The sequence below is a fragment of the Citrobacter sp. KTE30 genome, assembly GCF_000398825.1.
In the GTDB taxonomy this organism is placed as follows: Bacteria; Pseudomonadota; Gammaproteobacteria; order Enterobacterales; family Enterobacteriaceae; genus Citrobacter; species Citrobacter freundii.
The window spans coordinates 2,898,513-2,912,548 of the sequence record NZ_KB976055.1 but is presented as its reverse complement, the minus strand read 5'-3'; the positions used below and the strand labels follow the sequence as shown (position 1 = coordinate 2,912,548).

Sequence of the window (14,036 nt, the reverse complement as noted above, 5' to 3'; positions counted from 1 at the left end):
GACGTAAAAGTCAGCAACGCAGCATTTCGAGACGATTCTCCTGTGGCGGCAAACCTGCCGGATCGCTATGATGCCTGAGCTAGCTTGAGATAATACTTAGTCTCTGGCGGTGTGCGTTGTGACGTGCGTGAACCATTATCAGAAATCTCATCATGCTGAAATTCCGAGTTTCATTATTAAGCCTTGCCCTGGTGCTGGCCGTTCCTTTTGCACCCCAAGCCGTGGCGAAAACGGCAACTACCGCAGCGGCTTCTCAACCTGAGATAGCGTCCGGTAGCGCGATGATTGTTGATCTGAATACCAACAAAGTTATCTATTCGAACCACCCGGACCTTGTGCGTCCGATTGCGTCGATTACCAAGTTAATGACCGCGATGGTGGTGCTTGATGCACGACTGCCGTTGGATGAGAAACTGAAAGTTGATATCAGTCAGACACCGGAAATGAAAGGCATCTACTCTCGTGTGCGACTGAACAGTGAAATTAGCCGTAAAGACATGCTGCTGCTGGCGCTGATGTCGTCAGAAAACCGTGCGGCAGCCAGTCTGGCGCACCATTACCCTGGCGGTTATAACGCGTTTATTAAAGCCATGAATGCCAAAGCGAAAGCGCTCGGCATGACTCAGACACGCTTTGTGGAACCAACCGGCTTATCGATTCATAACGTCTCGACAGCTCGTGATTTAACCAAGCTGCTGATCGCCAGCAAGCAGTATCCGCTGATTGGCCAGTTAAGCACTACGCGTGAAGATATGGCGACCTTTGCCAACCCGGCTTATACGCTGCCATTCCGTAACACCAACCATCTGGTATACCGCGATAACTGGAATATTCAGTTAACCAAAACCGGATTTACCAATGCGGCGGGCCACTGTCTGGTGATGCGCACCGTGATCAATAACAAACCGGTGGCGCTGGTGGTGATGGATGCGTTCGGTAAATATACCCACTTTGCCGATGCCAGCCGTTTACGCACCTGGATTGAAACCGGCAAGGTGATGCCGGTTCCGGCAGCAGCGCTGAGCTACAAAAAGCAAAAAGCGGCGCAGATGGCGGCGGCAGGTTCAGCTACGGGTGAGCAAACCGCGCAGAACGATTAAACCGTAGGTTGGCCAAGCGAAGCGCCCCCGGCAACGTGCCCGATGGCGCTTACGCTTATCGGGCCTACGATTCTTTCCAGAACTTTTGCTTACTCGTTTTACCAATACCCGGATTCATACTGTTGGTGGGGTCATTCTCGCGGTAAAAACGGGTTAATGTTTCCGGTGCTTTATACAGATGTCCGACGTTATGCTCTGCCGGATACTGTGCTCCGCGTTCGTGCAGAAGCTCCAGCATCTGCTCTTTCAGCGCATGTGCATCCACGCCTTTTTTCACGATGTAATCCTGATGGAATACATAGCACATAAAGTGACCGTAATAGAGCTTATGCACCAGTTGACTGTCGATTTCTGGCGGCAGATGCTCATACCATTCGGTGTCGTTACGACGCAGCGCGATATCCAGCGCCAGAATATCTTCTACTTCATCGGCATGTACGGCCTGATAACGAATCGCCGCGCCAGCAGCCGCAAAGCGATGCAAAAACGCCTTACTGCCTTCTTCTGGGGTACAGGCAAAGAAGTCGCCTTCAGCGGTTTTGAAATATTCGCTGAGCCAGTTTTGCGCTTCAGCCACGCCGCCGCCAGCCATTTTTAACAGCAGGTGATGCTCGTACTTATCGCGCCAGCTTTTCATGCGTGCCGGTAAGTGACTGGGGAACAAATGACCAAATTTCTGCATTGCCCGGTCGGTGAAATGCGGACGGAAAATTTTCACTTTTTCCAGCATCGCATCGGTGCGACCTTTCAGGGTGAAAAAGAACGGCATTTTGTCGGTGCCGAGCTTGTCGATCATTAGAAACGTATCTTTGCCATATTGCTCGGCGATGTCGTAAATATCGCGGTGCATATATTCACCGGCGACCGGCAGGTGCTCAAATTTTGCCAGAATATGACGGCGGATTTCTGTCAGCACTTCAGGCTGATTGGTACCGATGTAAAAGACCTGCTGATTTTTTTCGGCTTCGAAGGTGTCCAGACGCACGGCGAAAACCGCGAGCTTACCTGCACAACCGGATGATTCAAACAAGCGATCCGGGTCGGCGTTATAGCGGGCGGGCGTGTCCGCCTCAATATCTCTGACGCGGGTGACATAGTCGTGATCGTGCGCGTGTCGCCCGTCGTGGCGGACATCGTCATCTTTAATCCGCTCGTCATCAAGTTTGCTCAGGATCTGTTCCGGGGTCTGGCCCAGCTCGATACCCAGATGGTTGACCAGCTGCAATTTACCTTGTTCGTCAATACGCGCAAACAGCGACATCTCGGTATATGCCGGGCCGCGCTGTACCAGCGAGCCGCCGGAGTTGTTGCAAATGCCGCCAATTACCGAAGCGCCAATACAGGATGACCCGATCACAGAATGCGGCTCACGGCCAAACGGTTTGAGCGCCTTTTCCAGCGAATACAACGTTGTACCGGGATAAGCCAGCACTTGTTCGCCTTTGCCGATGACGTGCAGTTTATCCAGGCGCAGGGTGCTGATAATGACAATTTCGCGGTCGTAATCATTTCCGCTCGGCGTAGAGCCTTCGGTCAGGCCGGTATTGGCGGCCTGCATCAGGATAATTTTATCTGCGGCGACGCAAGCATTGAGAACGCGCCACAGCTCTAAAAGCGAGCCGGGGAACACAACGGCGAGCGCTTCGCCCTGGCCGGAGCGGAATCCCTTGCGATAGCGGGCCGTTTTAGCAGGTTCAGTGAGCAGGTGAGAATGACCAACCAGACGGGTCAGTTCATTCAGGAAAGCTTTATTATCTGTTGTAATGGAAGACATTCTCCACTCCTTGTGGTGGGACTCAATATCAGGAACAAGCATAGCGCTTTGTATGACAATACGCTTTCTCATTCATATTGTCTCTGGTTCGTCTTCTAATGATTTGCGCTGGTTTTGAAAATTAGGAGAATAACCTTAGCTTTCTTTATCGCTCCCGTTTAGTCTTACGGCAAACTGCGGTTTTTGTTATATTTTCGCTGCCTCGTCGGGAAAAAATAAAGAGAGAATCAACATGAAATGGCTATGTTCTGTAGGTGTCGCGGTGAGTCTGGCGTTGCAACCAGCGCAGGCGGACACGCTGTTTGGTAACCATCCTCTGACGCCAGAAGCGCGGGATGCATTCGTTACCGATTTACTTAAACAGATGACCGTGGATGAGAAAATTGGGCAACTACGCTTGATAAGCGTCGGGCCTGATAACCCGAAAGAAGCCATCCGCGAGATGATCAAAGACGGGCAGGTTGGGGCAATTTTTAACACCGTCACGCGCCAGGATATCCGCAAAATGCAGGATCAGGTGATGGAACTCAGCCGCCTGAAAATTCCTCTCTTTTTTGCCTACGACGTATTGCACGGCCAACGTACCGTGTTCCCGATAAGTCTCGGCCTGGCGTCCTCTTTTAATCTCGATGCGGTCAGAACCGTTGGCCGTATTTCCGCGTATGAAGCCGCCGATGATGGTCTGAATATGACCTGGGCGCCAATGGTCGATGTCTCTCGCGATCCGCGTTGGGGCCGTGCTTCAGAAGGTTTTGGTGAAGACACGTATTTAACGGCTACGATGGGTAAAACCATGGTTGAAGCGATGCAGGGTAAAAGCCCGGCGGATCGCTATTCGGTGATGACCAGCGTCAAGCACTTCGCCGCTTATGGCGCGGTTGAAGGTGGCAAGGAATATAACACCGTCGATATGAGCCCACAGCGTCTGTTCAACGACTATATGCCGCCGTATAAAGCCGGGCTGGACGCTGGTAGCGGTGCGGTAATGGTAGGACTTAATTCGCTAAACGGTACGCCTGCAACCTCAGATGCATGGCTGCTCAAAGACGTGCTGCGTGATGAATGGGGCTTTAAGGGTATTACCGTTTCCGATCACGGCGCGATTAAGGAACTGATTAAGCACGGTACTGCCTCCGATCCTGAAGATGCGGTGCGTGTGGCGATCAAGTCCGGCATTAATATGAGTATGAGCGATGAGTATTACAGCAAATATCTTCCGGGCTTGATTAAATCCGGCAAAGTGACGATGGCGGAGCTGGATGACGCCGCGCGCCACGTGCTGAACGTGAAATATGATATGGGGCTGTTTAACGACCCGTACAGTCATCTGGGGGCCAAAGAATCTGACCCACAGGACACCAACGCGGAAAGCCGTTTGCACCGTAAAGAGGCGCGTGAAGTAGCGCGAGAAAGCCTGGTGCTGCTGAAAAACCGTCTGGAAACGTTGCCGCTGAAAAAATCCGCCACCGTGGCAGTCGTCGGTCCGTTGGCCGACAGCAAGCGTGATGTGATGGGCAGTTGGTCCGCTGCCGGTGTTGCCGATCAGTCGGTAACGGTACTGACTGGGATTAAAAATGCCGTCGGCGATCAGGGCAAAGTGCTGTACGCCAAAGGGGCGAATATCACCAACGACAAAGGCATTGTCGATTTCCTCAATCTGTATGAAGAGGCGGTGAAGGTTGACCCGCGCTCGCCGCAGGCGATGATCGATGAAGCCGTGAACGCAGCGAAGCAGTCTGACGTGGTGGTTGCGGTAGTCGGCGAAGCGCAAGGTATGGCGCATGAAGCTTCCAGCCGCACCGATATCACTATTCCACAGAGTCAGCGTGACCTGATTGCCGCGCTGAAAGCCACCGGTAAACCTCTGGTTCTGGTACTGATGAACGGACGTCCGCTGGCGTTGGTTAAAGAAGATCAACAGGCCGATGCGATCCTCGAAACCTGGTTTGCCGGGACGGAAGGCGGTAACGCCATCGCCGATGTGCTGTTTGGTGATTACAACCCGTCAGGCAAGCTGCCGATGTCTTTCCCGCGCTCTGTCGGACAGATTCCGGTCTATTACAGCCATCTCAATACCGGTCGTCCGTATAACGCAGATAAGCCGAACAAGTACACGTCGCGCTACTTTGATGAAGCGAATGGTCCGTTGTATCCCTTTGGTTATGGCCTGAGTTACACCACGTTCACGGTTTCTGATGTGAAGCTCTCTTCTCCAACGATGAAGCGTGGCGGGACCGTGACGGCCAGCGTGCAGGTGACCAACACCGGCAAGCGCGAAGGTGCGACGGTGATTCAGATGTACTTGCAGGACGTGACCGCTTCCATGAGTCGTCCGGTAAAACAGCTGAAAGGTTTTGAGAAAGTGAATCTTAAGCCGGGTGAAACCCAGACCGTCAGCTTCCCGATTGACATTGAGGCGCTGAAGTTCTGGAATCAGCGTATGCAATACGATGCAGAACCTGGCAAATTTAACGTTTTCATCGGCGTGGATTCCGCCAGAGTGAAGCAGGGCGAATTTGAACTGCTGTAATTGATTAGCGAGTAAAGGCCGGGTTTCCGGCCTTTATCTTTAGACGTACGCGCCGCGTCTGCTTCTTATTTCTCATCACGTTATTGCTAACGAATCCCTCTCTTACTCCCCAATTGCCAGGTTAAGCCCTGATTTTTCGACTATGCTTTTTCCTCAAGTCTCTGAAAAGGGCCGCAAAAGGATGAGGAGTACAGCATGATAATCTCAAAAGTATCGGTGGGTTCGCTGGCGCTGTTAGCTGCGATAAGCCTACCCTTACAGGCCGCGTCACCCGTCACGGTCGGTTCAAAAATAGATACCGAAGGGGCGCTGCTCGGCAACATTATTTTGCAGGTGCTCGAAAGCCATGGCGTGAAAACCGTCAATAAAATACAGCTTGGTACCACCCCAGTGGTGCGTGGGGCAATCACCTCCGGTGAGCTGGATATTTATCCGGAATATACCGGTAATGGCGCATTCTTTTTTAAAGATGAAAATGATCCCGCGTGGAAAAATGCGCAGGCTGGATTCGACAAAGTGAAAAAGCTGGATGCAGAGCAAAATAAGCTGGTCTGGCTAACCCCTGCACCCGCCAACAACACCTGGACTATTGCAGTACGCCAGGATGTCGCGCAAAAGAACAAACTTGAGTCCCTTGCTGATTTAGGCCGTTACCTGAAGGACGGAGGAACGTTCAAACTTGCCGCCTCTGCGGAATTCATCGAACGGGCTGACGCGCTGCCAGCGTTTGAAAAAGCCTATGATTTCAAACTGAATCAAAATCAGCTGTTGTCGCTGGCTGGGGGGGATACCGCGGTAACGATTAAAGCGGCGGCGCAGCAGACTTCTGGAGTCAATGCGGCGATGGCTTATGGCACCGATGGCCCGGTTGCGGCGCTCGGTCTGCAAACTTTAAGCGACCCAAAAGGTGTCCAGCCCATTTATGCGCCAGCACCCGTCGTACGTGAATCGGTGCTGAAAGACTATCCGCAAATGGGAGAGTGGCTACAGCCGGTTTTTGCCAGTCTGGATGAAAAAACGTTGCAGCAGCTGAATGCCAGTATTGCCGTGGAGGGGCTGGATGCGAAAAAAGTCGCAGCAGATTACCTGAAGCAAAAAGGATGGGTGAAGTAACGGCGTTTGCAGCGGGTGGGTGTTTTGTCGAATATTTCAGTTAATCGGGTGCTGTTGCTGCTGGTGCTTCTTACTTTCGCGGCGGCAGCGCTGCCTTTCATTAGCTATGCACCTAATCGCCTGGTGTCCGGCGAAGGTCGTCAACTCTGGGATATCAGCTCCGACACGGCATGGGGATTGGCGGTGGCCTGTTTGCTGCTGTGTCTTCTGAGCGTTGTACCGGGAAAGCCCGGCAATATATTGGCGCTTATCGTTTGCCAACTGTTGGTGATCGCCGCGCTGGTAACCGCAGGTACAACGGCAACGTATCTGGCGAAGACAGGGAGTCCGCTGGCCAGAACCAGTCTGGGCAGTGGATTCTGGTTGGGCGTGGGGCTGATGCTGCTGGCCGCCAGTGACGCTATTCGTCGCATCACCGCTCAGGCACTGTGGCGTTGGGCGCTGCATGTTCAAATATTCATTGTGCCGCTGGTGCTTTTGTTCTCCGGCACGTTTAACGATCTATCCCTGCTTAAAGAATATGCCAACCGCCAGGATGTCTTCAACGACGCCCTGGCGCAGCATCTGACAATTCTGTTCGCTACCGTGGTGCCCGCGCTGCTCATTGGTGTGCCACTGGGCATCTGGTGTGCTTTCTCTGTCGCCCGTCAGGGGCCGGTATTTGCACTACTGAACATCATCCAGACCATTCCCTCCGTCGCGCTGTTTGGCCTGTTAATTGCGCCACTTGCCGGGTTGGTGAAGCACTTTCCTTTATTGGGCAAGTTCGGCGTCGCGGGAACTGGTATGACGCCTGCGCTTATTGCGTTGGTGCTGTATGCGTTGTTACCGCTGGTACGTGGCGTTGTGGCTGGGTTGAATGAGGTACCGCGGGATGTACTGGAAAGCGCACGAGCGATGGGAATGAACACTTTCCAGCGATTTGTCTCGGTGCAGTTCCCCCTGGCGCTGCCGGTCTTCTTACGCAGTTTACGGGTAGTGATGGTCCAGACGGTGGGGATGGCCGTGATAGCCGCTCTGATTGGCGCAGGGGGATTTGGCGCGCTGGTCTTTCAGGGATTGCTCAGTAGCGCCGTCGATTTAGTGCTGTTGGGCGTGATCCCGGTCGTTGTGCTGGCAGTGTTGATTGATGCGCTGTTTGATTTAGGTCTCGCGCTGCTAAAGGTATCGAATAATGATTGAATTTCGCCACGTCAGTAAAACCTATGGTCAGCAAAAAGCCGTTGATGACCTTAACCTGCATTTAGGGGAGGGCAGCTTTTCGGTGTTAATCGGCACGTCGGGTTCGGGGAAGTCCACCACGCTAAAGATGATCAATCGGCTGGTTGAACACGACAGCGGGCAGATCCGCTTTGCCGGAGAAGAAATTCGTAGCCTGCCGGTGCTGGAGCTACGACGGCGCATGGGGTACGCGATTCAGTCTATTGGCTTGTTTCCCCACTGGACCGTCGCGCAGAACATCGCCACCGTACCGCAACTGCAAAAGTGGTCGCGCTCACGTATTGATGACCGAACAGATGAACTGATGGCGCTGCTGGGTCTTGAGGAAAGTTTGCGCCACCGTTATCCGCATCAGCTTTCCGGCGGACAGCAGCAGCGGGTCGGGGTTGCGCGTGCGTTGGCGGCGGATCCGCAGGTGCTATTGATGGATGAGCCTTTTGGCGCGCTGGACCCGGTCACCCGCGGTGCGCTGCAGCAGGAGATGACGCGTATTCACCGTCTGCTCGGGCGTACCATTGTGTTAGTGACGCATGATATCGACGAGGCGCTAAGACTGGCGGAACATTTGGTGCTGATGGATGCAGGAAAGGTCGTGCAGCAAGGCACGCCGCTGTCGATGCTCACTGCGCCAGCGAATGATTTCGTACAAACCTTTTTTGGCCGCAGTGAACTGGGCGTACGTCTGTTGTCGCTGCGTACGGTAGGCGATTTTATCCGTCGAGGAGAACACTCAGACGGCGAGCCGCTGGTGGATGAGATGACGCTTCGTGATGCGTTATCGGTGTTCGTGGCGCGCGGTTGCGACGTTTTACCGGTCGTGACGCTGCAGGGGTTACCCTGCGGAACGCTCCATTTTCGCGATTTGCTTTCGGAGATGCCGACCCGTGAAACGTCTTGCTGATCCACTGCTGTGGCTTGTTACGTTGTTTCTGATCCTGTTGGTTGGATTGCCTCACAGTCAGACCCTGTTTAGTTCGCTGTTTCCTGAGTTGCCACGTCCCGTGTATCAGCAGGAAAGTTTTACGGCGCTGGCTTTGAGCCATTTTACACTGGTGGGGATCTCAAGCCTTATCGCCGTATTGATTGGCGTTGGGGCGGGAATTGCGGTAACCCGGCCCTGGGGCGCGGAATTCAGGCCGGTAGTGGAAACGATTGCCGCCGTGGGGCAGACCTTTCCGCCAGTTGCAGTGTTGGCGATCGCCGTACCAGTGATGGGGTTTGGTCCTGAACCGGCAATTATTGCGCTGATCCTGTATGGGGTATTACCGATCTTGCAGGCAACCCTGGCGGGACTCGGCGGTATTTCTCCCAGCGTGATTGAGGTAGCCAGCGGAATGGGCATGAGTCAGGTGCAGCGGCTGCGTAAAGTAGAGTTACCGCTGGCCGCCCCGGTTATTCTGGCCGGGATTCGCACGTCGGTGATTATTAATATAGGCACCGCAACCATCGCCTCAACCGTTGGAGCGAACACGCTGGGTACGCCGATTATTATCGGGCTGAGTGGGTTCAATACCGCCTATGTGATTCAGGGGGCGCTGTTGGTCGCGCTGGCAGCGGTAATTGTTGACCGCGGTTTTGAGAAATTAGCGAGACATCTTACCCGGCACGTAAAATAAAGGTATAACCTGCCAGCATGACACCGCCGATACCGCCGATGGCCATCAGCAGGAAGAGGGTAATGACACCGATTTTAGCTGCGCTCATTATGCACTCCTTATGTGAATCCAAGGATTGTACACGTTTGTTAATAGAATATTAAATACCGAGTGGATAAATATCGTGACCTAACGCGCGCCATTCATTCAGCTGTTGTTGCTGAGCGGGCGTTTGGTTCTCGCCGCACCAGACAAGCAAGGTGCGACCTTCAAACAGCTCCGGTCGCAGTTGGTTCAGCGAATGGGCAAGGACGTCAATGCGCCACCCCTGCTGGCTGGCGACCCAACCTTCCAGCCATAAGCGGGTCGTATCCTGAATGTTCCAGCCAACCACCAGAGCATCTTTGCCCTGTTTCTTGCGTGCTGAGGCAAGACAAATCGCGATGTAGTTGATCAGTACGCCGTCGAGGATCCCCAGTAACGCCTGGAGGATCGGCTGCTGACATTGCAGACGTCGGCGTAACGGAATGAATAAATGGGTGTTGAGCGTTTGTGCGGGATAATCCTGACCACGCTCTTTTATCCACAGTCTGAGGCTATGCAGATTATTACTTTGCAAATAGTTCAACAGCGTCTCTTGTTGTTCACGCCAGCCGTTATGCACATCAATGCTCTCATTGCTGAGCAACATTTTAACCTTGCTGACCTGGACACCGTTGTTGATCCAGCGTTTTATCTCACGGATCCGATCGATATCCGCGTCGTTAAACAGGCGATGTCCGCCGTCTGTCCGTTGCGGTTTCAGTAATCCGTAACGCCTCTGCCACGCGCGTAAAGTGACAGGGTTGATATCACAAAGCAAAGCCACTTCACCTATTGTGTAAAGCGCCATCGTCGTCTCACTTATGCTTGCGAGGTCCCAGTTTTACTTTAGACGCTCTTTTGCGAACCAGGTAGTTTTGCCTGTTTTTTGATCAATAAATGGGTGAGTTTGTAGTCATGATCGCGCTTTCGAGTGATCGTTCTCACAAATTCCTTTTTTTTTGCAACACTTCAAAGAAAGTTACGCGCAGCCCATGTATGTTACGCGCTTTTAAGAGATGTGTGGTTGGCGGGTATGTACGAGTTTAATCTGGTGTTGCTGCTGCTTCAGCAGATGTGCGTGTTTCTCGTTATCGCGTGGCTCATGAGCAAAACGCGTTTGTTTATTCCGCTGATGCAGGTGACTATCCGGCTGCCGCACAAACTGCTTTGTTACGTTACCTTTTCCATTTTCTGCATTTTGGGCACCTATTTCGGGCTGCACATTGATGACTCCATTGCGAATACTCGCGCTATTGGTGCGGTAATGGGCGGGCTGCTTGGCGGCCCTGTGGTTGGCGGCTTAGTCGGTCTGACCGGTGGTTTACATCGTTATTCAATGGGCGGAATGACGGCGCTTAGCTGCATGATCTCGACCATTGTGGAAGGGTTGCTCGGCGGACTGGTGCACAGCGTGCTCACCCGTCGTGGTCGTACCGATAAAGTATTCAGCCCGCTGACGGCGGGCGCCATTACCTTTGTTGCTGAACTGGTGCAGATGTTGATCATCTTATTGATCGCCAGGCCGTTTGATGATGCCTATCGACTAGTCAGCAATATTGCCGCGCCTATGATGGTGACCAATACCGTCGGTGCCGCCTTATTTATGCGTATTTTGCTCGATAAACGGGCGATGTTTGAAAAATATACCTCCGCTTTTTCCGCCACCGCGCTCAAAGTTGCCGCTTCAACGGAAGGGATTTTGCGCCAGGGGTTCAACGAGGTTAACAGCATGAAGGTTGCTCAGGTGCTGTATGAAGAGCTGGATATCGGTGCGGTGGCGATTACCGATCGTGAGAAACTGCTGGCATTTACCGGTATTGGTGATGACCATCATCTGCCGGGCAAACCTATCTCTTCCTCGTACACCCAGCGGGCGATTGAAACCGGAGAGGTGGTTTATGCTGACGGCAATGAAGTCCCTTATCGCTGCTCTTTGCATCCGCAATGCAAATTAGGTTCGACGCTGGTGATCCCCTTGCGGGGTGAAAACCAGCGGGTGATGGGGACCATCAAACTGTATGAAGCCAAAAACCGTCTCTTTAGCTCAATCAACCGCACGCTGGGGGAAGGGATCGCCCAACTGCTTTCGGCGCAGATTCTGGCCGGACAGTATGAGCGGCAAAAAGCGATGCTCACGCAGTCGGAAATAAAACTCCTGCACGCCCAGGTCAATCCCCATTTTCTGTTTAATGCGCTCAACACCATCAAAGCTGTGATCCGACGTGATAGCGAGCAGGCCAGCCAACTGGTGCAGTATCTGTCGACGTTCTTTCGTAAAAATTTAAAACGCCCGTCGGAAATTGTGACGCTGGCCGATGAAATTGAACACGTTAATGCTTATCTGCAAATTGAAAAGGCACGGTTCCAATCGCGTCTTCAGGTGACCTTGACGGTGCCAGAAGAACTTTCGCATCAGCAATTACCCGCTTTTACTCTGCAACCCATCGTGGAGAATGCTATCAAACACGGTACTTCTCAGTTATTAGATACCGGTGAAGTATCGATTACCGCCCGTCGAGAAGGGCAATATCTGATGCTGGATATCGAAGACAATGCCGGGCTGTATCAGCCAACATCAGAAGCCAGTGGACTGGGTATGAATCTGGTCGATAAACGACTGCGCGAGCGGTTTGGCGATGATTTTGGCATTAGCGTAGCGTGTGAACCTGACCGCTTTACCCGAATCACTTTACGACTTCCTCTGGAGGAACTGGCATGATCAAAGTGCTAATTGTCGATGACGAACCGTTAGCCCGGGAGAATCTGCGGATCCTGTTGCAGGAGCAAAGCGACATCGAGATTGTCGGCGAATGTTCGAATGCGGTGGAAGCCATTGGCGCGGTACATAAATTGCGTCCGGATGTTCTGTTCCTTGATATTCAGATGCCGCGAATCAGCGGCCTGGAAATGGTTGGCATGCTTGATCCCGAGCATCGTCCGTACATTGTTTTTCTGACCGCCTTTGATGAGTATGCGGTGAAAGCCTTTGAAGAACATGCGTTTGATTATCTGCTCAAGCCGATCGAAGAAGCTCGGCTGGAAAAAACGCTGATCCGTTTGCGTCAGGAGCGCACGAAGCAGGATGTATCACTCCTGCCAGAAAATCAGCAGGCGCTGAAGTTTATTCCGTGCAGCGGTCACAGCCGAATTTATTTGTTGCAAATGGATGACGTGGCGTTTATCAGCAGCCGTATGAGTGGCGTATATGTGACCAGCAGTGATGGTAAAGAAGGCTTCACTGAGTTGACGCTCAGGACGCTGGAGAGCCGTACTCCTCTGCTGCGTTGTCATAGACAATATCTGGTAAATATGGCGCAATTGCAGGAGATCCGTCTGGAAGACAACGGCCAGGCAGAACTGATTTTGCGTAACGGGCTGACTGTTCCGGTGAGTCGTCGTTATCTTAAAAGTCTAAAAGAGGCGATTGGACTGTAAAACTGATACACTGCGCGCCATTGCATCACCGACAGTTGAAGGCTCTATGCTAAGTAACGATATTCTTCGTAGCCTGCGCTACACCCTGAAAGCGAACAATAACGACATGGTGCGTATTCTTGCGCTTGCTGACATGGAATCCATCTCCGCAAATTTCGATACCTGGACGACAAAAGAAGATGAAGACGGGTTTGTTCGCTGCCCGGATATCATTCTCTCCGGTTTTTTAAACGGTCTGATTTATCATCTGCGTGGTAAAGATGATTCTGCACCGGAACTGGCGCTTGAGCGTCGTGTTAACAATAATACGGTGCTGAAAAAACTGCGTATCGCTTTTTCACTGAAAACCGATGATATTCTGGCAATTATGACCGAGCAGAAATTCCGTGTGTCGATGCCGGAAATTACCGCCATGATGCGCGCGCCGGACCATAAGAATTATCGCGAATGCGGCGATCAGTTCCTGCGTTATTTTCTGCGTGGTTTAACGTCGCGAGAGCATAAAAAGAAAGCGTAAAGCAGCGCTGGCGACCACGATCAAAATCGGGTCGCCGTTGCTTTACTTCACTTCTTTAAAACCCGTCGATTCCATTACCGTTTGCATTTGCTTCATGCTGATGTTTTTATCGGCGTTTTCAGATAGTTTCATCCCTGAAATGGCCTGCAACGCTTTTATATCAACTTTTTCCATATCGATAGTGACATTTTCTTGCGCGTAGGTATCTGAATAGGTGAGTTTTTCTTCTATACCAGTAATGTTTTGATATTTGGCGCTTAATGCGTCGAATACTTTTGCTGCTTCTTCTTTATTGCTGGCACCGACTGACGCATAGCTGATTTTACTTTCAGAGATTTGCTTCAGGACCTTATCACCTTTATAGGTGTAAGAGACAGTGATATCCGAACCGTTGAGGTTGGCATTAAATGTTTTTGTCTCTACTTTATCACCGCATCCTGCCAGGGAAAAAAACACAACCGATACCACGGCGAGAGTGAAAAATTTATGTAACGCTTTCATGTAAAACTCCATTTCATGAATATCGGATGTTAAACAATAACCTCCACGAATCTGGTAAGCCCGGACTATCTTGATCCCAGTGCAGTATAGAATAAATCTAATATTAACAACTGAGCAGTCCGAAAATGGATTAAGGGTTAAGATTAGAGGAAGCACTCACGTAGCA

At 51.9% G+C, this 14,036-nt stretch carries 13 protein-coding genes; 9 read left to right on the top strand and 4 right to left on the bottom strand.

Going from position 1 to position 14,036, the window contains the following annotated elements; all coding sequences use genetic code 11:
• The first annotated feature begins 152 nt into the window (after positions 1–152).
• Entirely contained in the window at positions 153–1,100 is a 948-nt protein-coding gene (gene pbpG / locus WC1_RS09090) for a D-alanyl-D-alanine endopeptidase (RefSeq protein WP_003027363.1), read from the top strand.
• 64 nt (positions 1,101–1,164) lie between these two features.
• Here pbpG and dld read toward each other — a convergent pair whose 3' ends face one another.
• Positions 1,165–2,874 (bottom strand): D-lactate dehydrogenase, encoded by a 1,710-nt coding sequence (gene dld / locus WC1_RS09095; protein ID WP_003027361.1) that lies wholly within the window; start codon positions 2,872–2,874, stop codon positions 1,165–1,167.
• Positions 2,875–3,106: 232 nt separating this feature from the next.
• On the opposite strand from dld, the gene bglX reads away from it, so the two are divergent.
• From bglX to WC1_RS09120, 5 genes are all read left to right on the top strand, one after another.
• The gene (gene bglX, locus WC1_RS09100) at positions 3,107–5,404 is read left to right on the top strand and encodes a beta-glucosidase BglX (protein WP_016150645.1); all 2,298 of its coding nucleotides are present in this window, start codon (positions 3,107–3,109) and stop codon (positions 5,402–5,404) included.
• A gap of 195 nt (positions 5,405–5,599) precedes the next feature.
• The gene (locus tag WC1_RS09105; protein WP_003840148.1) at positions 5,600–6,517 is read left to right on the top strand and encodes a glycine betaine ABC transporter substrate-binding protein OsmF; all 918 of its coding nucleotides are present in this window, start codon (positions 5,600–5,602) and stop codon (positions 6,515–6,517) included.
• A 15-nt stretch (positions 6,518–6,532) separates the two neighbouring features.
• A complete protein-coding gene (locus tag WC1_RS09110; RefSeq protein WP_016150644.1) occupies positions 6,533–7,699 on the top strand; it encodes an ABC transporter permease in 1,167 nt (388 codons plus the stop codon).
• Positions 7,692–8,639, top strand: a complete 948-nt coding sequence (locus WC1_RS09115; protein ID WP_016150643.1) for an ABC transporter ATP-binding protein — start codon at positions 7,692–7,694, stop codon at positions 8,637–8,639. The genes WC1_RS09110 and WC1_RS09115 overlap by 8 nt, the downstream gene beginning before the upstream one ends.
• Positions 8,623–9,354, top strand: a complete 732-nt coding sequence (locus WC1_RS09120; protein ID WP_016150642.1) for an ABC transporter permease — start codon at positions 8,623–8,625, stop codon at positions 9,352–9,354. The genes WC1_RS09115 and WC1_RS09120 overlap by 17 nt, the downstream gene beginning before the upstream one ends.
• Here the strand turns inward: WC1_RS09120 and WC1_RS23845 are convergent.
• The gene (locus WC1_RS23845; protein WP_003027354.1) at positions 9,335–9,442 is read right to left on the bottom strand and encodes a protein YohO; all 108 of its coding nucleotides are present in this window, start codon (positions 9,440–9,442) and stop codon (positions 9,335–9,337) included. The genes WC1_RS09120 and WC1_RS23845 overlap by 20 nt on opposite strands.
• A gap of 51 nt (positions 9,443–9,493) precedes the next feature.
• Positions 9,494–10,225: an HTH-type transcriptional regulator MlrA gene (gene mlrA, locus WC1_RS09125; RefSeq protein WP_003844381.1), complete on the bottom strand. Its 732-nt coding sequence runs from the start codon at positions 10,223–10,225 to the stop codon at positions 9,494–9,496.
• A gap of 225 nt (positions 10,226–10,450) precedes the next feature.
• On the opposite strand from mlrA, the gene WC1_RS09130 reads away from it, so the two are divergent.
• From WC1_RS09130 to WC1_RS09140, 3 genes are read left to right on the top strand one after another with little or no spacing between them, the layout of a single operon-like run.
• Positions 10,451–12,136 (top strand): sensor histidine kinase, encoded by a 1,686-nt coding sequence (locus WC1_RS09130; RefSeq protein ID WP_003027348.1) that lies wholly within the window; start codon positions 10,451–10,453, stop codon positions 12,134–12,136.
• A complete protein-coding gene (gene btsR, locus WC1_RS09135) occupies positions 12,133–12,852 on the top strand; it encodes a two-component system response regulator BtsR (RefSeq protein WP_003840155.1) in 720 nt (239 codons plus the stop codon). The genes WC1_RS09130 and btsR overlap by 4 nt, the downstream gene beginning before the upstream one ends.
• Before the next feature lie 46 nt (positions 12,853–12,898).
• Positions 12,899–13,369 carry a YehS family protein gene (locus tag WC1_RS09140; RefSeq protein ID WP_003027346.1) on the top strand — a complete coding sequence of 157 codons (471 nt, stop codon included), beginning with the start codon at positions 12,899–12,901 and terminating at the stop codon, positions 13,367–13,369.
• Positions 13,370–13,411: 42 nt separating this feature from the next.
• Here WC1_RS09140 and WC1_RS09145 read toward each other — a convergent pair whose 3' ends face one another.
• Positions 13,412–13,870 (bottom strand): YehR family lipoprotein, encoded by a 459-nt coding sequence (locus WC1_RS09145; RefSeq protein WP_016150641.1) that lies wholly within the window; start codon positions 13,868–13,870, stop codon positions 13,412–13,414.
• Positions 13,871–14,036 lie beyond the last annotated feature (166 nt).

Coding starts and splice junctions, on each gene's coding strand:
- WC1_RS09115 (WP_016150643.1), top strand. CDS start 7,692: ATGATTGAATTTCGCCACGTCAGTAAAACCTATGGTCAGCAAAAAGCC.
- WC1_RS09145 (WP_016150641.1), bottom strand. CDS start 13,870: ATGAAAGCGTTACATAAATTTTTCACTCTCGCCGTGGTATCGGTTGTG.
- pbpG (WP_003027363.1), top strand. CDS start 153: ATGCTGAAATTCCGAGTTTCATTATTAAGCCTTGCCCTGGTGCTGGCC.
- WC1_RS09130 (WP_003027348.1), top strand. CDS start 10,451: ATGTACGAGTTTAATCTGGTGTTGCTGCTGCTTCAGCAGATGTGCGTG.
- bglX (WP_016150645.1), top strand. CDS start 3,107: ATGAAATGGCTATGTTCTGTAGGTGTCGCGGTGAGTCTGGCGTTGCAA.
- dld (WP_003027361.1), bottom strand. CDS start 2,874: ATGTCTTCCATTACAACAGATAATAAAGCTTTCCTGAATGAACTGACC.
- mlrA (WP_003844381.1), bottom strand. CDS start 10,225: ATGGCGCTTTACACAATAGGTGAAGTGGCTTTGCTTTGTGATATCAAC.
- btsR (WP_003840155.1), top strand. CDS start 12,133: ATGATCAAAGTGCTAATTGTCGATGACGAACCGTTAGCCCGGGAGAAT.
- WC1_RS23845 (WP_003027354.1), bottom strand. CDS start 9,442: ATGAGCGCAGCTAAAATCGGTGTCATTACCCTCTTCCTGCTGATGGCC.
- WC1_RS09140 (WP_003027346.1), top strand. CDS start 12,899: ATGCTAAGTAACGATATTCTTCGTAGCCTGCGCTACACCCTGAAAGCG.
- WC1_RS09105 (WP_003840148.1), top strand. CDS start 5,600: ATGATAATCTCAAAAGTATCGGTGGGTTCGCTGGCGCTGTTAGCTGCG.